Here is a 19,638-nt window from a genome sequence, read left to right on the forward strand (position 1 = left end):
ATCAATCAATGATATTATACACAATTCAAGAAATCAATTCAATATTAAACGGAGAATTAATTGGAGCTACAACTCATAAAATTTCAGGTCCAGAACATTTAGAAAAAGCAACTGAAAATCAAATTAGCTTTATCGGAAATAAAAAATATGTTCATTTATGGAAAAAATCAAAAGCTAGTGCTGCTATTGTCAGTGAAAATATTGAAGTTGAAGCCATAGAAAATAAAGTTATTATTAAAGTTAAAGACGCTGATTTGGCAATGGCAAAATTGCTAGAAGTTTTTACTCCTAATTTACCTGAATTTGAAGATAATATTCATCCAACAGCAGTAATAGAACCTACTGCAAAAATTGGTTTAAATTGTAAAATTGGAGCGAATTGTTATATAGGGAAAAATGTTGAATTAGGAGATAATGTGCAGTTATTTCCAAATGTAGTAATTTTTGATGCTTCAAAAATAGGCGATAGAACAGTTATTTGGTCTGGAACAGTAATACGTGAACGTAGTATAGTTGGAAGTGATTGTATTTTTCATTCTAACGTAAGTATTGGAGCTGATGGCTTTGGGTACCGACCAAGAGAAGATGGGAAAGGACTGTTAAAAGTACCTCATATTGGTAATGTTATTATAGGCAATAATGTAGAAATTGGAGCAAACTCATCTGTTGATCGTGCTAAATTTAGTGCAACAATAATTGGAGATGGTTGTAAAATAGATAATTTGGTACAAATAGCACATAATTGTGTGTTAGGACGTTCTTGTATTATGGCTGGAAGCAGTGGTTTGGCAGGTTCTGTTACTTTAGGAGATGGTGTAATTATAGGAGGAGCTTCAAGTATAAAAGACCATGTTACTATTGGTTCAGGAGCCGTTGTTGGAGGTGGTTCTGGTGTTATGAACGATATTCCTGCTGGTAAAACAGTAGTTGGGTATCCTGCTACAGATGCTAGAGATACATTTAGGCAGTGGGTTGCAGTAAAAAAACTTGGAAAAGGAAAGAAATAATAAATTATATTTGTTTTATAAATGTTAATTAAATTTTAAAATGTTAAAAGAATTAAAGGAAATTAAACCTGGAGTAGGGTTAGGGTTTCTAAAGTTTGGAATGTCTAGAGCACAAGTAAAAGAATTACTTGGTGAACCTACGTTTATTGATAAATATTCGCATTCTGAAGCAGCTAACGATGCAACAGAATCTTGGGAGTATGATGAATTATTTTTATCGATTAGTTTTGATGAAGCTGAAGACTGGAAACTTATGATGATTTCTATAAGTTCTGATTTTTATGAGCTTGAAGAAGCTTCATTAATTGGTTTAAGTCAGACTAAATTAATTGATCAATTAGATGAGATTGATTATGGAAATGTGTACGTTGAAGATTGTTCTGAAAGTGATAATGAAGATAATAAAGTAATTGAAATTGACGAAAAATCGATTAACTTTTGGTTGACTAATGGGGTTTTAGATGAAATTCAATGGTCTCCATTATTTATTAATGACGATACCATAAAATGGCCTAAATAAATTAAGTATTTTTAATATATCATCCCTGCCAAAGTAGGGATGATATATAGAATTACTACAGTTTTTAACTGTAATTTCAGTTTATTCTCTAACTAGTTGGTTATTTATAAATTGAATTGATTTTTGATTGAATATTTGAGCTTGTTCAATGTTTACAACATGTCCACAATTTTCTATAACAAATAGAGTGGATTTTAAATGTGTTTCCACAACTTTTTTTATAGATGGTAAAAATAAATGATCTTCTTCACCCATAATATAAAAGGTAGGGATATTAATAGCTGTTGTTCTAAAAAAGCGTAATAAAGGGTTTATTTCTGAGGTTAACTTAAACCAACGTACAAATTCTTTTTGATATAATTTTTTAGCTTCGTTAACAAAAATTAAACGAGATTTTTTATGATTTTTACGTGGCATTATAATAAATGCAAATAATTTGTACAAAAGCAAATATGGAACTACAGATTTAAAAAGTACACCAATACGTATTAATAATTGAGACTTTAGATTTAATTTCATAATAGCACCTCCCATAATCATACTTTCAACGCGATCAGGATGTTTTTCTGCTAAATTTCTAATTAAAATTGTACCTAAAGAAATACCAGCAAAATGAGATTTTTTAATTTTCAGATGATCTATTACTTCAACAATATCGTGTGTAATTGCATCAAACGTATATTTTTCTTTAAAAGCATCTTGTAAAACTTTTTTACTGTTTCCGTGACCTCTTAAATCTAAAATTAAAACATTGTAAATAGCACTAAAGCTTCTAATTTGTTTAAACCAAATAGAAGAACTTCCTCCAGCACCATGCACAAATGTCACCCATTCTTTAGCAGTTTTATGTTTGTAAGTTGTATAATTTAACATATTATTTTTTTAGATAGTAACGTTTGCTAAAATAATGAAATCTATTATATAAATGATATTTTTCTTTTTCAAAAAAAAGAGGGCCTTTTAATCAGTTTTAGATTGAAAATTTTAATAGAGAATTGATTGAATTTACCACCAAACAACAAAAAATTTTTCTGTTTCTCCATTCGAATTTTTTAACCAACAAAGCGGAGCTATTTTTTGATGTATAAAAACTTCTAATTTTTGTGAAAAAGTTTCAAAATTTAACCATTTACTTTGTGTTTCTATTTCTTGCAACCAATTTATTTTTGTTGGAATGTAAAATTTACAAGTATTAAATTGTTGTAATTCATTAAAATGAATGTAAAACCCTTTTACACAGTCTTGATTAAGTGCGTTAAAATCAATATTTTTTATTTGGTATGGAATAAATAATTGCGCTTTAAAAAGTACCTGTTGTTGAATAGACGTTGTTTCTAAATTCAATTTTTTTAATAATGGCTTTGTAAAAGGATTGTAAAGAAGGGGTAATTGTTTGTTTTTTAATTTGTTGAGTTTTTCAATTAAACTATCTTTTCTGTTTGGACCTATCCAGTGTTCTAAAGCTGTTTTTCCAACAGTAGCATCATACAAATAAAATTTATAAATAACTTCTAAATGAATAGGTTTATTGTTTTGCATTAAAATACAATCCAATTCGCCTAAAGTAATTTTATTGTTTTGTATTTGAATATTTTCAACTAAAATTTCAATTGAATTATCTTGTTGTAGTTGATGACTTAAAAAGCGTTCTACACGTTTTCCTAAGCGTTGATTTTTTACAATAGCACCATTAAATTGTGTGGTGTTTTTTGTTTCAAGTATAAATTGTTTTAAATTTAAAACATCATTATTTTCCCAAAGTAATGCTGTGTTTAAAAAACCTTCGTATTGTAATTGTATTTCTTTGGTGTTTAAATTCATAAAACAAACATTTAAAACACTTTGTATATTGGTAGTTTTAAATGCGCACTTTCATAATAAGGCGATTTTTTATAAATAAAATCTAATTGAGCTCTTGTGTTTTTTGCAAATTCAACATCAGTGGCTATTTTTTCTTCTAATTCTTTTTTAACAGTAGGATTGTCTATTAAAAACTGTTCTGCAATATCTTCAAAAACATATGCCGAATAGCCTTCTTTTTGTTGTAAAACACTATCAAAATAATTCCAGTTAAAAAATGAATCTGTTGCAGAGGCTTCTAAAGTTTCTATAATATAACGTACACCAAATTGATTTACAGGAATATAAATTGCACCTTTATTAAACTTAATTTCTTTGGTTGAAGTTGAAATAGTAGTGTTGTAATGTAAGTAATGTCCTTCGTAAGGAGCGGTTCTAGTTTTATAATCTGCTATATGCTGTTCTTCAACATTAACAATAGTATCTTTTTTAAAAACTGAATATTTGATATTGTTTTCATTTAACCTTTCTAGAACTCTCCACCAGCCTTGTTTTAAAATATATGCTTTTGGAATGGTAATTTCTTTTGTGATTTTATAATTGTTGTAATACTTTACAGGTTTGGTAAATGGTTTTGTTCTATCATAAAATAAGCGTTTTCCATTGGTGACTTTGCTAGCGATATAACTTCCTTCATACCCTTTAAATTGTAGGGTAGTAAAAGTATCTTTAGCAATTTCAAAAGCGATGGGATATGTTTTTTCTGCTAAAATTTTTGTGACAGCATTTTTACGTAATTCTTTAATTTTTGAACTATTTTTTATAGTAAAATCTATAGCACTTTCTAGTAAGCTATATGTTTGTTCAACACGTTGTTTATAAGGTTTTAACATATGAGTCTCTACCATAAAACCTAAAGTGTTAAATAAACTTGTATACCCTGTTGAATATCTTGGAGCATCAAAAAACTGGCTAAAACCAATTTCAGGGGTGTTTCCCCAAACATTTACATAGGGTGTAATTATAATATCTTTTTTTAAAAGATCAGCTTCAATATCTGGTCTCATTTTGGTTTCAATAAATGTACCTAAATCATTACCTAATTTATTATGTTGTGTAAATAGGTGGGTAATTGCATATTGATAATCTGCACCATTACTAACGTGATTGTCAATAAAAACATCAGGATTAACCAAATGAAAAACTTTAGAAAAAGCACGTGCGTTTTTAGTGTCTGCTTTTATAAAATCTCTATTTAAATCGAAGTTTCTTGCATTTCCTCTAAAACCGTATTCTTTAGGTCCGTTTTGGTTGGCTCTAGAATGTGCACTTCTATTTAAAGCTCCACCAATATTATAAATTGGAATTACAGCTAAAACTATATTTTTTAATTTTTTTATTTTATCTGGATTTTGAACAATATCTCGTAAAAGTAGCATGGATGCATCTACGCCATCTGGTTCTCCAGGGTGAATTGCATTATTTATTAAAATTACATTTTTAGAGCTTTTATTTATTTTATTGAAATCAAATTCTCGGTCACTATTAAAAACTACTAAATGTAGTGGTTTTCCACTATCTGTTGTGCCAATTTCTTGAATGGCTATTTCTGAAAATTCAAGAGCGAGTTTTTGAAAATAAGCAATAGTTTCAGCATATGTTGTAGTTTCTAAACCTTGAGTGTTTTCAAATTTTGTTGTTAAATCTACAGCGCTTTGTTTATTAGTTTTAGAGCACGAAATGATAACGACTAAAAGTAAGAACATTATTTTTTTCATATGTTTTATTTTTTAAGTTGTGCTTATTAGCTTTAACTTAGTTAATACTTTTAGTTGTATTTTAATTTAGTTATTATAAACACTTTTAGGTACAAAGCTAGAGATATCTCCTCCGTGCCTGTGTACATCTCTAACAATACTTGAACTAATAAAAGCAGTATCTGAAGAGGTTAGTAAAAATACAGTTTCAATATTTGAAAGTTTTCTATTAGTTTGTGCTATAGCTTTTTCAAATTCAAAATCTGCAGGATTTCTTAAACCACGTAAAATAAAATCGACATTCATTTTTTTGCAAAAATCTGTAGTTAAACCAGAATAGGTTACTACTTTTATTTTCGGTTCGTTTTTGTAGTTTTCTTTTATAAAATTTTCACGTTCTTCTAAAGAAAACATATATTTTTTATCAGAATTTATACCAATTGCAATTATAATTTCATCAAATAATGGTAATGCTCTATTAATAATATCTACGTGACCAAGAGTAATTGGATCAAAGGAACCAGGGAAAATAGCTCTTTTCATAATTAGTTTTTTAAAGCCATTTCTACGGCATTATCAAAAAGTTGTTGTAAACTAATGTTAGCAATTGCAGCTTGTTGAGGTATTAAACTTGCAGCAGTTAAACCAGGTACTGTATTCATTTCTAAAAAATGAGGTTCATTGTTTACTAATATATATTCGGAACGTGAAAAGCCACTCATATTTAATGCTTTATATGTTTTAATGGCTGTTTGTTCTAATTTTTTATGAATTTCATTAGAAATGCGAGCAGGTGTAATTTCATCAGCTTTTCCAAGGTATTTTGCTTCATAATCAAAAAAATCATTTTCTGTCACAATTTCCGTCATAGGTAAAACTGTAATTTTATTGTTATAATTTATAACACCAATAGAAACTTCTGTACCGTCTAAAAAGGCTTCAATTAAAATTTGAGAATCTTCATGATATGCTTTTTCAATAGCAGGTAACATTTCATCTATAGTTTTAACTTTAGAAATTCCAAAGCTAGAACCAGCATTATTTGGTTTTACAAAACAAGGTAAGCCAACTTTTTTAATAATTTTATCTACATCAATTAGGTCTCCTTTATCTAAGTAATAAGAGCTGGCTGTTTTTATACCATATTGTTTAACTACACTTAAACAATCTCGTTTATTAAAAGTTAATGCCATTTGATAGAATGGGGCAGAGGTGTGTTTTAGACCTAATAATTCAAAATAAGCTAAAATACTTCCGTTTTCGCCAGGGCTTCCGTGTATTGCGTTAAAAATACAATCGAATGAAATTTTTTCACCATTAATTTCTGCTGAGAAATCGTGTTTGTTTATTGGATATTCATTATTATAATCATCTACTAAAACCCATTTATTTTGTAAGATATGGATTTTGTAAGGATTGTATTTTTCTTTAGAGATATGTTGATAAACAACAGCTCCACTGTTTAGTGAAATATCAACTTCCGAGGAATATCCCCCCATTATAATGGCAATATTTTTTTTCATTTTAAGTTTAGTGTTTTAGCATAAGTACAAACTTACATAAATATAGTTAAAATTTGTTAGCTAAAAAGTTAGAAAGTTTAGAAGATTTTTAACCATTAATTGTACTAAAATTGAATTGAATTTAGTGCTGTGTTTTTTTACAATTAACAAATAATCAAATCAATTCAAAAAAAAGTATCTTTGCAAAATTAAAATATATAAGATGAGTTTAATTAAATTTATAAAGTCCAAAACGTTTTTAAAACAATTAGTGATTGCTTTTGTTGGTTTGGTGGTGTTTATTTTTGTAGTTATGAAATGGTTGAATATTTCAACAAATCACAATCAAAAAATTGAAGTTCCAAATTTGGAAAAAATGAGTTTAAGTGAAGTAGAGACAACATTAAAAGAGTTAGATTTAAGACTTTTTGTTATTGATTCGGCAAGTTATAATCCAGATTATCCGGCAAAATCGGTAATAGATCAAGATCCAGAACCTGGTAATTTTGTAAAAGAGAATAGAAAAATATATTTAACTTTAAATCCATCTGGTTATAGAAAAATTGAAGTTCCAAATGTATTTGGTAAAACAAAAAGGCAAGTAACATCTCACCTAAGTTCAATAGGTTTTAAAATAAATTCTGAACCTGTTTATGTTTCAGATATAGCAAAAGATGTGGTAAGAGGACTAATTTTTAAAGGGAAAACTTTAAAAGCAGGAGAAAAAATTCCTAAAAATTCTATTATTACACTTAAATTAGGAGATGGAGAAGGAACCGATAGATATACAGAAAAGAATTAATGAGTTTAGAAGAAATTAGCGCAGAAAACGAAGAATTTTACGAGCATTTTAATTATGTAGCACACGTTGGGCAAGAGCCTTTACGTGTAGATAAATTTTTAATGAATTTTATTGAAAATGCTACTAGAAATAAAATTCAACAGGCTGCAAGAGCGGGGAATGTTTTAGTAAATGATGTTGCTGTAAAACCAAATTATAAGGTAAAACCAAATGATGTAGTTCGTGTTGTTTTGTCACATCCGCCACATGAAAATTTATTGGTTGCAGAAGATATACCTTTAGATATTATATTTGAAGACGATCAGGTATTGGTTGTTAATAAACCTCCTGGAATGGTTGTGCATCCAGGGCATGGTAACTATAGTGGAACTTTAGTAAATGGATTGATTCATCATATAGAAAATTTACCAACAAATTCTAACGAGCGCCCAGGATTGGTGCATAGAATTGATAAAGATACAAGTGGGTTATTGGTTGTTGCTAAAACAGAATTTGCAATGGCTCATTTATCAAAACAATTTTTTGATAGAACTACAGAAAGGTTGTATTATGCCTTAGTTTGGGGGAATATTGAAGATGATAAAGGTACAATTGAAGGGAATATTGGAAGAAGTTTAAAAAATAGGTTACAAATGAGTGTTTTTCCTGAAGGTGATTTTGGAAAACATGCAGTAACACATTACAAAGTAATTGAACGGTTTAGCTATGTTACTTTAGTACAATGTAAGTTAGAAACTGGTAGAACTCATCAAATTAGAGCACATTTTAAACATATAGGTCACACCCTTTTTAACGATGAACGTTATGGAGGAGATGATATATTAAAAGGTACAACTTTTACTAAATACAAACAGTTTGTAGATAATTGCTTTAAAGTGTTGCCGCGCCAAGCTCTACACGCCAAAACCTTAGGATTTGAGCATCCTACAACTAAAGAGTTTTTGCGTTTTAATTCTGAAATTCCAGAAGATATTGTAGCTTGTTTAGAAAAATGGAGAACTTATACAGCAAATCAGAAAGAATAGTGATGAAAGAATTTTCTATTGAAAACTGGAAAAGAAAAGCGCAATTCGATTTTTTTAAGAGTTATGAAGATCCTTTTTTTAATATTACTGTAAATTTAGATGTAACTAAACTTTATAAGTTTTGTAAAAAGAATAACTTATCGTTTTCATTAGCTTGTATTTATGTTGCGCTAAAAAGTATAAATGAAGTTCCAGAATTTAAACTACGTATTTACAAAAACAAAGTTTATATTTTTGATGAGGTACATATTGGATCCACTATTTTAAATGAAGATAATACGTTCTCATTCTGCAATTTTCCTTTTAAATCAACAATTTTTGACTTTGATATTAGTGGAAAAAAGATAATTGAGACTCATAAAAAAGGAGTAACATTAGGTGCTCAAGAAAATGAACTTGGTATAGTACACTGTTCTATATTACCTTGGTTTACTTTTACAAGCATAAAACATGCTAGAAAAGGAGATGAAAAAAATAAAGGAATTCCAAAAATTGTATTTGGAAGTTTGTTTAAGGAAAACAAACAACGTAAAATTCCTTTTTCAGTAGAAGCGCACCATGCTTTGTTAGACGGGTTTCATGTGTCTCAATTGCTATCTAAAATGCAAGTTTTAATAAATGAATTAGATTAGTTAGTATAAATTTATTTTGTGTACGCGCCTGAAGAATAAGTTAACTCGTAACTGTGCGTATAAATTTCAAAAACAATTCCAAAAGGATCTTCTACATAACACATTTTAAACGGTTTTTCTTCAGGGTAATATTCTCTAATTGGCATTCTTTGTTTACCACCGTACGCAACAATTTTATCAATTAAATCTTCTATGTTTGGATCTTGAATGCAAAAATGAAATAAACCAGTGTTAAAAGGATTAAATTTTGGAGCTTCTTTTACACCGTTAGGAAATGAAAATATTTCAACTCCTACACCATCAGATGTGGATAAATGTGCTATTTCAAATTCGGTCCAGTCATCTCCAAAAACATCAATACACATTAATCCAATAGCTGTTTCTCTTTCTTTTTTTATTGTTGAAGGCTCCATAATTACATACCATCCCATTACTTCGGTATAAAACTCTACAGCCTTATTAATATCAGGAACTGTAATACCAATATGAGAAAATGATTTTGGGTAATTTTTAGTTGTTGTCATATTTTATAATTTAGGTTTCAAAAATAGTTTATATTTGCATATTAGGCAATAACTTACTAAAAAGTAGTATAGTTACCTAAAAGAGTAAAATAATGATTATCAGTAAAATAAATTTTAATTTTGATTAAAAATATTAACTGTCCATTAAATTATACAATGAATTTAATAGGAACAAAATGGAAACCTCTAATTTTATTTCATTTGTTAGAAGGCAATTTACGCTCTGGAGTATTGCAAAAGAAAATTCCAGGTATTTCAAACAAAATGTTTACGCAAACGGTACGTGAATTAGAAAAAGACGGACTTATTTCTAGAAAAGTTTACCCTGTAGTTCCACCTAAAGTAGAATATGGTTTAACTGAAAGAGGAAAATCTCTTGAGAATATTTTAAGGAGCCTCGATAATTGGGGAGCGAAAGATTGTAATAATTAATTGTATATATCTTTTTATTTTATCGATTATAGAGTTTTTTTAAAGAAAAATTTTTGCAGTTAATATGGTTGAAGTATATATTTAGTTAATATTTTTTAAAATAAAATCAATAATTGGTTTAGGGTCTTTTAAACTATGAGGATGATGACCAATACCTTTTTTCTTATAAGTTTTATTGTACCATCTGCCTTTTTTAGAGCATTGAAAATTAAATCTGAACTAGAATTAGTTAAAATGTCAATTAGCTTTAATCGATAGGCAGAACATTTAGTTGTTTAGAATGTTTTTTTATCTATTTCTTTTAGTACTAAAGATTTCTTTTTTATCCAGTAATATACCGGATGTAAAATTAATATCGCTGATAAAATATAATAGTATTTTAAGTCAAAATTTAGTGTGTCTTTTCCAAGCATATAAAGTAACTGAAGCCCGAAAGCCATTAGTAAAATTAATGTCCCATATTTGTATTGAGTCAGTTTTAGAACTATTATTTCGTTTTTAACAATATTCAATTCAATTTTTTGGCTATTATCCCAACCGAATTTTGCATGAATTTTGTGTTTCCCATTTTCAACTTCATACTCTTGAGTTTCAATGGTATTAATAGTTCCAACTTTTTCACTGTCAATATAAATCTCGATTCTTGCTAATTGACCAATCCATCCAGTATTTCTTTCTATTCTAATTTTACTCATCGATTTCGATTTATTTTGCATTTGCTACTGGGTTAGATAAATTCAGCTTTTAGTTAGAGATAACCAAATTTCAAATTTTTAAAGTTAAGATACAAACTAAATAAACGTATAAATTATTTTTATTGAAGTATTGTTAAAATCCATCTTTTACATTGAAAGATATTAAAAAAATAGACTAATTTTATTCAATAATAAATAGACATATGAAATTAGTAATATCACCAGCCAAATCTTTAGATTATAAATCAACCGTTCCTACTTCACAATTTACCGAAGGTATTTTTTTAAATGAAGCTGCCAAATTAAATGTAGTTTTAAAAAAGAAATCTCCTAAAGCATTATCTGAGTTAATGAGTATTTCACCAAAATTAGGAGAATTAAATTGGCAACGAAATCAAGATTGGCAATTACCGTTTTCTTTAGAAAATGCACGTCAAGCGGTGTATGCATTTAATGGAGATGTTTATTCGGGTTTAGATGCGTATTCGTTACCACTTGAAAAATTAGAACAACTTCAAGATAAATTGCGAATTTTATCAGGTCAATATGGTATTTTAAAACCTTTAGATTTAATGCAACCTTATCGCTTAGAAATGGGGACAAAACTTAAAGTTGGTAGTAGAAATAATTTGTATGAGTTTTGGGGTGAAAAAGTGACAGAAAGCTTAAATTCTGAAATGGAAGCAGATGAGGTTTTTGTAAACTTAGCAAGCAATGAATACTTTAAAGTTATCAATACTAAATTGTTAAAAGTGCCAGTAATTACACCAGTTTTTAAAGATTATAAAGGCGAAAAATTAAAAATTATTAGCTTTTATGCTAAAAAAGCAAGAGGCTTAATGGTACGTTATATTATTGATAATAATATAGAAACTGTAGAAGGTTTAAAAGACTTTAATTCAAAGGGTTATGTGTTTGATTCTAAGCTTTCAAACGAAAAAGAGTTAATTTTTACGCGATAATTAAATTTTTTTTAAAATCGTATTGTTTTTTTATATATGTTTGTCACGTTATTTTTTAGTGACAATGAAAAATATTTGTTTTTTCGGTCGTAACTTTTTTATTAAGAAGTTTTTAGGTTACTATGTGTTTTGGAAGCACAACGAAAAATTAAGGAAAACGACAACTTCTGTTAACTACATTTTTAAAATTTACAACCAAATTCTGGGTGTAGATAATCAAAACACATATTCAATATTAAGGGTATAGCTATTACTATTTATTTAGAATAGCCTTGAAAACGAGGCTACAATTAAATTTAAATAATTAAATAGAAGTAATGAATACTAAATATATTGATTTAATAAATCAAACTTTTGATTTTCCTCAAGAGGAATTTAAAATAGACAAAAAGAAAAATTTGCATTTTCATGATATTGATACAATGAAACTTGCAGAAGAATTTGGAACACCTTTAAAGTTTACTTATTTACCAAAAATTAGCGAAAATATTCAAAAAGCTAAAGGTTGGTTTAAAACATCTATGCGTAAGCATAAATATAAAGGAAAATACCACTATTGTTATTGTACTAAAAGCTCACATTTTAAGCATGTTTTAAGTGAAGCTTTAAGTAACGATATTCATATAGAAACTTCTTCTGCAGTAGATATTGATATTGTTGAAAACCTAAAAATATCAGGGAAAATAACCGATAAAACCTTTATTTTATGTAATGGTTTTAAAAGAGATGCTTATGTAAAAAACATACAAAGGCTAATAAATAACGGTCATAAAAACTGTTTTCCAATTATAGATAATTACGAAGAAATTGATTTGCTAACAAATGGAATTCGTAAAAAAATTAACATAGGAATTAGAATTGCTTCGGAAGAAGAACCAAAGTTCGAATTTTATACATCTCGTTTAGGAATTGGCTATAAAAACATAGTAGATTTTTATAGGCGAGATATAAAAGATAATAAAAAAGTAAACCTTAAAATGTTGCACTTTTTTATTAATACTGGAATTAAAGACAATGCTTATTATTGGAACGAATTAAGTAAATGTCTAAAAGTTTATATCAATCTAAAACGTATTTGTCCTAGCTTAGATAGCTTAAATATTGGAGGAGGTTTTCCTATTAAAAATTCATTAGCATTTGATTATGATTATGAATATATGATTGATGAAATTATTTCTCAAATTAAAATTGCGTGTGATGAAGCTGAAGTTCAGGTACCACATATTTTTACAGAATTTGGTAGCTTTACAGTAGGTGAAAGTGGAGGTGCTTTGTATAAAGTTTTATATCAAAAAAAGCAAAACGATAGAGAACGTTGGAATATGATAAACTCTTCTTTTATTACAACATTACCAGATAGTTGGGCTATAAATAAACGCTTTGTAATGTTGCCTTTAAATAGATGGAACGATAATTACGAGCGAGTTTTACTTGGAGGTTTAACCTGCGATAGTGATGATTATTACAATTCAGAACAACATATAAATGCTATTTATATGCCAACTTATAAAGAAGAAAAACCTTTATATATTGGATTTTTTAATACTGGTGCATATCAAGAAACAATTGGTGGTTACGGAGGTTTGCAACACTGCTTAATTCCGCAACCAAAACATGTTATTATATCAAAAAACAACGAAGGAAAATTAGAATACAAAGTTTTTAAAGAACAACAAAAACCAAGTGATTTTTTAAAAATATTAGGTTATGAATAAAAAAACTTACGCAGGAATCCCTGAACAAAACAGTAAAATTGAAACTTCAAAAGTAGTTTTAATTCCAGTTCCTTATGATGGAACAAGTACCTGGCAAAAAGGTGCCGATAAAGGTCCAGAAGCTTTTTTAAGTGCTTCAGAAAATATGGAATTGTACGATATAGAAACCGATACAGAAGTGTATAAAAACGGTATTTATTTGGCAGCTGCTGTTACTGAAAATACTTCACCAGAAAGTATGGTAGAAGCAGTACATCAAACTACTAAAGAGTATATCAAAAAAAATAAATTTGTAACCTTATTTGGTGGAGAACACTCGATTTCAATTGGTTCAATTAGAGCATTTAACGAGTGTTTTAATAGCTTAACAGTTGTGCAAATTGATGCGCATGCAGATTTACGTAAAGAGTACGAAGGTTCTACATGTAACCACGCTTGCGCAGTTTATGAGGCAAGTCAAACCACAAACTTAATTCAAGTGGGTATTCGAAGTATGGATGCTATTGAAAAAACCGTAATGGATTTAGATAAAGTGTTTTTTGCACACGAAATGGCACAAGACGATTACTGGATGGAAAATGCAATAGATTTAATGACTGAAAATGTGTTTTTAACAATAGATTTAGATGCTTTTGACCCTTCAATAATGCCATCAACTGGAACTCCAGAGCCAGGTGGTTTATTATGGTATGAAACCTTAGAGTTTTTGAATAAAATTTTTAAAGAAAAAAATGTGGTAGGTTTCGATATTGTGGAACTTTGCCCTAATGAAAAAGAAAAATCTTCAGACTTTTTAGCTGCAAAATTGTATTACAAAATGTTAAGCTATAAATTTAATAATTCTGAAGAAGATGATTATGATGATATAAAAGGTTTTAAAGAACCAACAAACAGATTTACTAAATTTAACGATGAAGAAAATGACTACTAATAAAGGAGCAATTTCACAATTTATAGAAAAATATTATTTGCATTTTAATGCAGCATCGGTTGTAGATGCAGCAAAAGAATACGAAAGTCAATTAGCAAAAGGATCTAAAATGTTAGTATCATTAGCAGGTGCAATGAGTACAGCAGAATTAGGTAAAATATTTGCTGAAGTAATTAGACAAGATAAAGTTCAAATAATTTCTTGTACAGGAGCAAATCTTGAAGAAGATGTTATGAATTTGGTAGCACATTCTCATTATAAAAGAGTACCAAATTATAGAGATTTAACGCCACAAGATGAATGGGATTTATTAGAAAAAGGGCTAAATAGAGTTACTGATACTTGTATTCCAGAAGAAGAGGCGTTTAGACGTTTACAAGAACATATATTTAAAATATGGAAAGATGCCGAAGCAGCTGGAGAACGTTTCTTTCCACATGAATTTATGTATAAACTGTTGCTTTCTGGAGTGCTAGATCAATACCACGAAATAGATCCCAAAAATAGTTGGATGATTGCTGCAGCTGAAGCTAATTTACCAATGGTAGTTCCAGGTTGGGAAGACAGTACAATGGGAAATATTTTTGCTTCGTATGTGTTAAAAGGTGAATTAAAAGCAAGTACCATGAAATCTGGAATTGAATATATGACTTTCTTAGCAGATTGGTATACTGAAAATTCAAAAGACGGTATAGGTTTTTTTCAAATTGGAGGTGGTATTGCAGGAGATTTTCCAATATGTGTAGTGCCAATGTTGTACCAAGATTTGGAAAGAACCGACACACCATTTTGGAGCTATTTTTGTCAAATTTCAGATTCAACAACTAGTTACGGATCTTATTCTGGAGCAGTTCCAAATGAGAAAATTACTTGGGGAAAATTAGATATTAACACTCCAAAATATATTATAGAATCTGATGCTACCATTGTTGCACCATTAATTTTTGCCTACTTATTAGATATGTAGTTATGAAGAGAGTTATTGTAGATTATAGTAAGTTAACAAATGATATTTTAGATTTATTAGTTGAAAAATATCCATCAGGTTATGGTTATAGAGATATAATAACGTTTAAAAATGCCAAAGGTGAAACAATAAGAGCTGTAGAAGTAACTACAGAAGATACTTGTTATTTGGTGAAAATTAGTTTGAAATTAGAAGAAACTATGGAAGATTATGATGCTGATGCAGATAATTTTGATGACGTTTATGATTCAACTAATTTAGAAGATATAGCAGATGAAAGTTCTTGTGATTATTAACTAAAAAAAGACTGTTTGAAAAAATATCCATCTTTCTGAAATTAATTCAGATTGACGGTTTTTTAAACAGTCTTTTTATTAAATTTTTTTAAATCTAGTAAATAGATTCTTTTCCAAATTCTTTAACTAAAATGTAATAGAAAATTGCTCTGTATTTATTTCTGTTAGATTTACCCATAATTTCAACAGCTTTTTCCATAGCAGCATCTAATTTAGCATCGTCAGAAAGTCCTAATTTTTTAATTAAAAAGTTATTTTTTACAGTAGCTAATTCTTTAGCATCTGATCCAGAAACTGTTTCAGCATCTTTTTTATATATAGAAGGTCCTAATCCTTTAGTAACCTTAGCTAATAAATCAGCGTCAAAGCTGATTCCTAACTTTTTCATTTCACTTTCATAAAGTGCTATTTTTTCATCTAATTTACTCATGAGTAACGAATTTTTTTATTAAAGTTAATATTTCTTTTACCAAATATAAAAAATATTATCTGTTTAACGTAAAAAATAGGTTAACAATCTGAAAGGTTTACTCCAACAGCTAATCCTCCTTCAGATGTTTCTTTGTATTTAGAGTTCATATCTTGAGCCGTTTCCCACATACTAGAAATAACTTTGTCAAGCGGTACTTTTGCATGAAAACTATCAGATTCTAAAGCTAGTTCAGCTGCGTTAATTGCTTTAATAGCACCCATTGCGTTGCGTTCAATACACGGTACTTGTACCAATCCACCAATAGGATCACAGGTTAAACCTAAATGATGTTCCATAGCAATTTCACTAGCCATTAAAACCTGTTCTGGAGTTCCTCCAAGTAACTCGGTTAATGCGCCTGCTGCCATTGCAGAAGAAACACCAATTTCAGCCTGACAACCACCCATTGCAGCAGATATTGTGGCTCCTTTTTTAAAAAGACTGCCTATTTCACTAGCAACTAATAAAAATTGTTTGATGTGTTTAAATGAGGCTTCATGGTTTTCTATAACTAAATAATACATTAAAACAGCGGGTATTACACCTGCGCTTCCGTTGGTAGGTGCAGTTACAACTCTACCGAGTGAGGCATTTACTTCGTTAACACTTAAGGCAAAACAACTTACCCATTTTAATATTTGACGAAATTTAACTTCGGTATTTCTTATAGCTTGTAACCATTCATTTGGGGTACTATAAATTTTATCTTCTTTTAATTTTTGGTGCATATCAAAAGCACGTCTTCGAACTTTTAATCCACCAGGTAAAATGCCTTCTGTATGGCAACCAATATACATGCTCTCGAGCATGGTATCCCAAATTCGTTTTATTTCAAAGTCAATTTCTTCATCGGTTCTTAAAGAGCGTTCATTTTCTAAAACAATGTCAGAGATTTTTAATTGTTGTTCTTTACAATAGAATTCTAATTCAGTAGCCTTTTGAATTGAATAGGGGAAAGTTTTAAAAATTTCAATATTTTCTTTAGCATGTATTAATTCTTCTCTAACAACAAAACCACCACCAATAGAATAATAAATGTCTGTTGAAATTTCTCTAGTATTGTTATAACCAGTAAATTTCATAGCATTGGCATGAAAAGGTAAAAATTCTTTATTAAAAGTTATGTCTGTTGTAGGGTTAAAATTAATAGGAGTACTATTTCCAAAATTTAGTTTTTGTTCTTCTTTTATTTTAGAAATTAGAGGTGTTATTTCCTCTGTAGGAATATATTCTGGATCCGCACCTGTTAAGCCTAAAATTACAGCTAAATCAGTAGCATGTCCTTTACCGGTTAAAGATAATGAACCATATAAATCTACTTTTACTGAAGTTATTTCAGAAAAAATATTTTCTTTTTTTAAGTGATTAATCCATCTTTCAGCGGCTCTCCAAGGACCTAGCGTATGAGAACTCGAAGGACCAACGCCAATTTTCAACATATCAAATATTGAAATACATTCCATTTCTTAATTTTTTAAGTGTGCAAATATATACTATTGCTATATAGTTGTGTCATTTATAATTAAAAATTTAAGAAGATTTATACATATTAATAATGACATTTAATTGTGAATTTATGACATATTGACATAAAATTTGTAATGGCATAAACATTGTTTACTTGTAATTGTAAGTTTAAAAAAAATTAAAATAATATAAATATATAATTATGAGTAAGATTATAGGAATTGATTTAGGAACTACCAACTCTTGTGTTTCTGTAATGGAAGGAAATGAGCCTGTTGTAATTCCTAATGCAGAAGGAAAAAGAACGACACCTTCTATTATTGCATTTATTGAAGGTGGAGAACGTAAAGTTGGAGATCCTGCAAAAAGACAAGCGGTTACAAACCCTTTAAAAACTATTTATTCAATTAAACGTTTTATGGGTAATAAATATTCTGAATCTAAAATGGAGGCAGAAAGAGTACCTTATAAAGTAGTAAAAGGAGATAATGATACACCACGTGTAGATATTGATGGAAGATTATATACTCCACAAGAAATTTCAGCAATGGTTCTTCAAAAAATGAAGAAAACTGCTGAAGATTATTTAGGAACTGAAGTTTCTGAAGCTGTTGTAACTGTACCAGCTTATTTTAACGATGCACAACGTCAAGCAACTAAAGAGGCTGGTGAAATTGCAGGTTTAAAAGTAAGTCGTATTATAAATGAACCAACTGCAGCTGCATTGGCTTATGGTATGGATAAAAAAGGAACCGATCAAAAAATTGTTGTTTTTGATTTTGGTGGTGGAACACATGATGTTTCTATCTTAGAATTAGGTGATGGTGTTTTCGAAGTACTTTCTACAGACGGAGATACACACTTAGGTGGTGATGATGTTGATCAAAAAATTATAGACTGGTTAGCTGAAGAGTTTAAAGCTGAAGAAAATATGGACCTACGTCAAGATCCAATGGCTTTACAACGTTTAAAAGAAGCTGCTGAAAAAGCGAAAATAGAATTATCATCTTCTGCTTCAACAGAAATTAATTTACCATATGTAACAGCTACAGCAAGTGGACCAAAACACTTAGTACGTACATTGTCTAAAGCTAAATTTGAGCAATTAATTGACGATTTAGTAAAAAGAACTATAGAGCCTTGTAAAACAGCTCTTAAATCAGCAGGATTATCTACAGGAGATATTGATGAAATTATTTTAGTAGGTGGTTCAACACGTATTCCTGCAGTGCAAGAAGCAGTTGAAAAATTCTTCGGAAAAGCACCTTCAAAAGGAGTAAATCCAGATGAGGTTGTTGCTATTGGAGCAGCTATTCAAGGTGGAGTTTTAACTGGAGATGTTAAAGATGTATTGTTATTAGATGTTACACCTTTATCTTTAGGTATTGAAACTATGGGGAATGTAATGACTAAGTTAATTGAAGCTAACACTACAATTCCAACTAAAAAGTCACAAGTATTCTCTACAGCAGCTGACAATCAGCCATCAGTAGAAATTCACGTGTTACAAGGTGAGCGTGCAATGGCAGCAGATAATAAAACTATTGGTCGTTTCCATTTAGATGGAATACCACCAGCACAAAGAGGTACTCCACAAATTGAAGTAACTTTTGATATTGATGCAAATGGTATTATTAAAGTTTCTGCAACAGATAAAGCTACAGGTAAATCTCAAGATATTAGAATTGAAGCTTCTTCTGGTTTAACTGAAGATGAAATCAAGAAAATGAAAGCAGATGCTGATGCAAATGCAGACGCAGATAAGCAAGCTAAAGAAGTTGCTGAGAAAATTAATGGAGCTGACTCTATGATTTTCCAAACTGAAAAACAATTAAAAGAGTTTGGTGATAAATTATCAGCTGATAAAAAAGATCCAATTGAAGCAGCTTTAGCAGAACTTAAAAAAGCACACGAATCTAAAGATATTGCACAAATTGATGCTGCAATGGAAAAGATAAATGAAGCTTGGAAAGTTGCAAGTGAAGAAATGTATAAAGCACAACAAGAAGGTCAAGCTCAAGGTGCTCCAACAGGAGATGCTGGTGATGCACAACCTAAAAATGAAGGTGATGATGTAGAAGATGTTGACTTTGAAGAAGTAAAAGAAGATAAATAATATTTTTCTTTTAAAT

Annotated in this window: 21 protein-coding genes; 12 read left to right on the top strand and 9 right to left on the bottom strand. The window is 29.3% G+C overall.

Annotated features, from left to right (window positions below; all coding sequences use genetic code 11):
- Positions 1–8 precede the first annotated feature (8 nt).
- Both lpxD and MHL31_RS15540 read left to right on the top strand, forming a co-directional pair.
- Positions 9–1,007 carry a UDP-3-O-(3-hydroxymyristoyl)glucosamine N-acyltransferase gene (gene lpxD, locus MHL31_RS15535; RefSeq protein WP_240226907.1) on the top strand — a complete coding sequence of 333 codons (999 nt, stop codon included), beginning with the start codon at positions 9–11 and terminating at the stop codon, positions 1,005–1,007.
- Between the two features lie 40 nt (positions 1,008–1,047).
- Entirely contained in the window at positions 1,048–1,527 is a 480-nt protein-coding gene (locus MHL31_RS15540) for an outer membrane protein assembly factor BamE (protein WP_240226909.1), read from the top strand.
- A gap of 81 nt (positions 1,528–1,608) precedes the next feature.
- Here the strand turns inward: MHL31_RS15540 and MHL31_RS15545 are convergent, their stop codons facing one another.
- The 5 genes from MHL31_RS15545 to MHL31_RS15565 all read right to left on the bottom strand — a co-directional run bounded on the left by MHL31_RS15545 (position 1,609) and on the right by MHL31_RS15565 (position 6,607).
- Positions 1,609–2,400 carry an alpha/beta fold hydrolase gene (locus MHL31_RS15545; RefSeq protein ID WP_240226911.1) on the bottom strand — a complete coding sequence of 264 codons (792 nt, stop codon included), beginning with the start codon at positions 2,398–2,400 and terminating at the stop codon, positions 1,609–1,611.
- 132 nt (positions 2,401–2,532) lie between these two features.
- Positions 2,533–3,348, bottom strand: coding sequence for a DUF1853 family protein (locus tag MHL31_RS15550; protein WP_240226913.1), 816 nt, complete (start codon positions 3,346–3,348; stop codon positions 2,533–2,535).
- 11 nt (positions 3,349–3,359) lie between these two features.
- On the bottom strand, positions 3,360–5,105 hold the full coding sequence (locus tag MHL31_RS15555; protein ID WP_240226915.1) for a M14 family metallopeptidase: 1,746 nt from the start codon (positions 5,103–5,105) through the stop codon (positions 3,360–3,362).
- Positions 5,106–5,171: 66 nt separating this feature from the next.
- Positions 5,172–5,627 carry a pantetheine-phosphate adenylyltransferase gene (coaD, locus tag MHL31_RS15560; protein WP_240226916.1) on the bottom strand — a complete coding sequence of 152 codons (456 nt, stop codon included), beginning with the start codon at positions 5,625–5,627 and terminating at the stop codon, positions 5,172–5,174.
- A gap of 2 nt (positions 5,628–5,629) precedes the next feature.
- Positions 5,630–6,607, bottom strand: a complete 978-nt coding sequence (locus tag MHL31_RS15565; RefSeq protein WP_240226917.1) for a D-alanine--D-alanine ligase — start codon at positions 6,605–6,607, stop codon at positions 5,630–5,632.
- A 202-nt stretch (positions 6,608–6,809) separates the two neighbouring features.
- Here MHL31_RS15565 and MHL31_RS15570 point away from each other — a divergent pair, with 202 nt between their 5' ends.
- The 3 genes from MHL31_RS15570 to MHL31_RS15580 are packed head-to-tail and all read left to right on the top strand — an operon-like array spanning position 6,810 to position 9,045.
- On the top strand, positions 6,810–7,388 hold the full coding sequence (locus tag MHL31_RS15570) for a PASTA domain-containing protein (protein ID WP_240226918.1): 579 nt from the start codon (positions 6,810–6,812) through the stop codon (positions 7,386–7,388).
- Entirely contained in the window at positions 7,388–8,413 is a 1,026-nt protein-coding gene (locus MHL31_RS15575) for an RluA family pseudouridine synthase (RefSeq protein ID WP_240226919.1), read from the top strand. The genes MHL31_RS15570 and MHL31_RS15575 overlap by 1 nt, the downstream gene beginning before the upstream one ends.
- A 2-nt stretch (positions 8,414–8,415) precedes the next feature.
- On the top strand, positions 8,416–9,045 hold the full coding sequence (locus MHL31_RS15580; protein WP_240226920.1) for a CatA-like O-acetyltransferase: 630 nt from the start codon (positions 8,416–8,418) through the stop codon (positions 9,043–9,045).
- A gap of 11 nt (positions 9,046–9,056) precedes the next feature.
- On the opposite strand, the gene MHL31_RS15585 is transcribed toward MHL31_RS15580, so the two are convergent.
- The gene (locus MHL31_RS15585) at positions 9,057–9,569 is read right to left on the bottom strand and encodes a lactoylglutathione lyase family protein (RefSeq protein WP_240226921.1); all 513 of its coding nucleotides are present in this window, start codon (positions 9,567–9,569) and stop codon (positions 9,057–9,059) included.
- A gap of 156 nt (positions 9,570–9,725) precedes the next feature.
- On the opposite strand from MHL31_RS15585, the gene MHL31_RS15590 reads away from it, so the two are divergent.
- Positions 9,726–10,001 carry a helix-turn-helix domain-containing protein gene (locus MHL31_RS15590; protein ID WP_240226922.1) on the top strand — a complete coding sequence of 92 codons (276 nt, stop codon included), beginning with the start codon at positions 9,726–9,728 and terminating at the stop codon, positions 9,999–10,001.
- A gap of 275 nt (positions 10,002–10,276) precedes the next feature.
- Here the strand turns inward: MHL31_RS15590 and MHL31_RS15595 are convergent, their stop codons facing one another.
- On the bottom strand, positions 10,277–10,696 hold the full coding sequence (locus MHL31_RS15595; protein ID WP_240226923.1) for a hypothetical protein: 420 nt from the start codon (positions 10,694–10,696) through the stop codon (positions 10,277–10,279).
- A gap of 203 nt (positions 10,697–10,899) precedes the next feature.
- Here MHL31_RS15595 and yaaA point away from each other — a divergent pair, with 203 nt between their 5' ends.
- The 5 genes from yaaA (at position 10,900) to MHL31_RS15620 (ending at position 15,567) form a co-directional block, all read left to right on the top strand.
- Entirely contained in the window at positions 10,900–11,658 is a 759-nt protein-coding gene (yaaA, locus tag MHL31_RS15600; protein WP_240226924.1) for a peroxide stress protein YaaA, read from the top strand.
- 317 nt (positions 11,659–11,975) lie between these two features.
- Complete coding sequence (locus MHL31_RS15605; RefSeq protein ID WP_240226925.1) at positions 11,976–13,373, top strand: arginine decarboxylase; 1,398 nt, start codon at positions 11,976–11,978, stop codon at positions 13,371–13,373.
- Positions 13,366–14,304 (top strand): agmatinase, encoded by a 939-nt coding sequence (speB, locus tag MHL31_RS15610; protein ID WP_240226926.1) that lies wholly within the window; start codon positions 13,366–13,368, stop codon positions 14,302–14,304. The genes MHL31_RS15605 and speB overlap by 8 nt, the downstream gene beginning before the upstream one ends.
- Positions 14,294–15,271 carry a deoxyhypusine synthase family protein gene (locus tag MHL31_RS15615; RefSeq protein ID WP_240226927.1) on the top strand — a complete coding sequence of 326 codons (978 nt, stop codon included), beginning with the start codon at positions 14,294–14,296 and terminating at the stop codon, positions 15,269–15,271. The genes speB and MHL31_RS15615 overlap by 11 nt, the downstream gene beginning before the upstream one ends.
- 2 nt (positions 15,272–15,273) lie before the next feature.
- Entirely contained in the window at positions 15,274–15,567 is a 294-nt protein-coding gene (locus MHL31_RS15620; RefSeq protein ID WP_240226928.1) for a hypothetical protein, read from the top strand.
- 94 nt (positions 15,568–15,661) lie between these two features.
- Here MHL31_RS15620 and MHL31_RS15625 read toward each other — a convergent pair whose 3' ends face one another.
- Entirely contained in the window at positions 15,662–15,997 is a 336-nt protein-coding gene (locus MHL31_RS15625) for a DUF2853 family protein (RefSeq protein WP_240226929.1), read from the bottom strand.
- Between the two features lie 80 nt (positions 15,998–16,077).
- A complete protein-coding gene (locus MHL31_RS15630; protein WP_240226930.1) occupies positions 16,078–17,502 on the bottom strand; it encodes an L-serine ammonia-lyase in 1,425 nt (474 codons plus the stop codon).
- A 206-nt stretch (positions 17,503–17,708) separates the two neighbouring features.
- Between MHL31_RS15630 and dnaK the strand changes: the two genes are divergently transcribed.
- On the top strand, positions 17,709–19,622 hold the full coding sequence (gene dnaK, locus MHL31_RS15635; protein WP_240226931.1) for a molecular chaperone DnaK: 1,914 nt from the start codon (positions 17,709–17,711) through the stop codon (positions 19,620–19,622).
- Positions 19,623–19,638: the final 16 nt, after the last annotated feature.

The organism is Lutibacter sp. A80, from assembly GCF_022429645.1.
Classification (GTDB): Bacteria; Bacteroidota; Bacteroidia; order Flavobacteriales; family Flavobacteriaceae; genus Lutibacter.

Coding starts and splice junctions, on each gene's coding strand:
- lpxD (WP_240226907.1), top strand. CDS start 9: ATGATATTATACACAATTCAAGAAATCAATTCAATATTAAACGGAGAA.
- MHL31_RS15540 (WP_240226909.1), top strand. CDS start 1,048: ATGTTAAAAGAATTAAAGGAAATTAAACCTGGAGTAGGGTTAGGGTTT.
- MHL31_RS15545 (WP_240226911.1), bottom strand. CDS start 2,400: ATGTTAAATTATACAACTTACAAACATAAAACTGCTAAAGAATGGGTG.
- MHL31_RS15550 (WP_240226913.1), bottom strand. CDS start 3,348: ATGAATTTAAACACCAAAGAAATACAATTACAATACGAAGGTTTTTTA.
- MHL31_RS15555 (WP_240226915.1), bottom strand. CDS start 5,105: ATGAAAAAAATAATGTTCTTACTTTTAGTCGTTATCATTTCGTGCTCT.
- coaD (WP_240226916.1), bottom strand. CDS start 5,627: ATGAAAAGAGCTATTTTCCCTGGTTCCTTTGATCCAATTACTCTTGGT.
- MHL31_RS15565 (WP_240226917.1), bottom strand. CDS start 6,607: ATGAAAAAAAATATTGCCATTATAATGGGGGGATATTCCTCGGAAGTT.
- MHL31_RS15570 (WP_240226918.1), top strand. CDS start 6,810: ATGAGTTTAATTAAATTTATAAAGTCCAAAACGTTTTTAAAACAATTA.
- MHL31_RS15575 (WP_240226919.1), top strand. CDS start 7,388: ATGAGTTTAGAAGAAATTAGCGCAGAAAACGAAGAATTTTACGAGCAT.
- MHL31_RS15580 (WP_240226920.1), top strand. CDS start 8,416: ATGAAAGAATTTTCTATTGAAAACTGGAAAAGAAAAGCGCAATTCGAT.
- MHL31_RS15585 (WP_240226921.1), bottom strand. CDS start 9,569: ATGACAACAACTAAAAATTACCCAAAATCATTTTCTCATATTGGTATT.
- MHL31_RS15590 (WP_240226922.1), top strand. CDS start 9,726: ATGAATTTAATAGGAACAAAATGGAAACCTCTAATTTTATTTCATTTG.
- MHL31_RS15595 (WP_240226923.1), bottom strand. CDS start 10,696: ATGAGTAAAATTAGAATAGAAAGAAATACTGGATGGATTGGTCAATTA.
- yaaA (WP_240226924.1), top strand. CDS start 10,900: ATGAAATTAGTAATATCACCAGCCAAATCTTTAGATTATAAATCAACC.
- MHL31_RS15605 (WP_240226925.1), top strand. CDS start 11,976: ATGAATACTAAATATATTGATTTAATAAATCAAACTTTTGATTTTCCT.
- speB (WP_240226926.1), top strand. CDS start 13,366: ATGAATAAAAAAACTTACGCAGGAATCCCTGAACAAAACAGTAAAATT.
- MHL31_RS15615 (WP_240226927.1), top strand. CDS start 14,294: ATGACTACTAATAAAGGAGCAATTTCACAATTTATAGAAAAATATTAT.
- MHL31_RS15620 (WP_240226928.1), top strand. CDS start 15,274: ATGAAGAGAGTTATTGTAGATTATAGTAAGTTAACAAATGATATTTTA.
- MHL31_RS15625 (WP_240226929.1), bottom strand. CDS start 15,997: ATGAGTAAATTAGATGAAAAAATAGCACTTTATGAAAGTGAAATGAAA.
- MHL31_RS15630 (WP_240226930.1), bottom strand. CDS start 17,502: ATGGAATGTATTTCAATATTTGATATGTTGAAAATTGGCGTTGGTCCT.
- dnaK (WP_240226931.1), top strand. CDS start 17,709: ATGAGTAAGATTATAGGAATTGATTTAGGAACTACCAACTCTTGTGTT.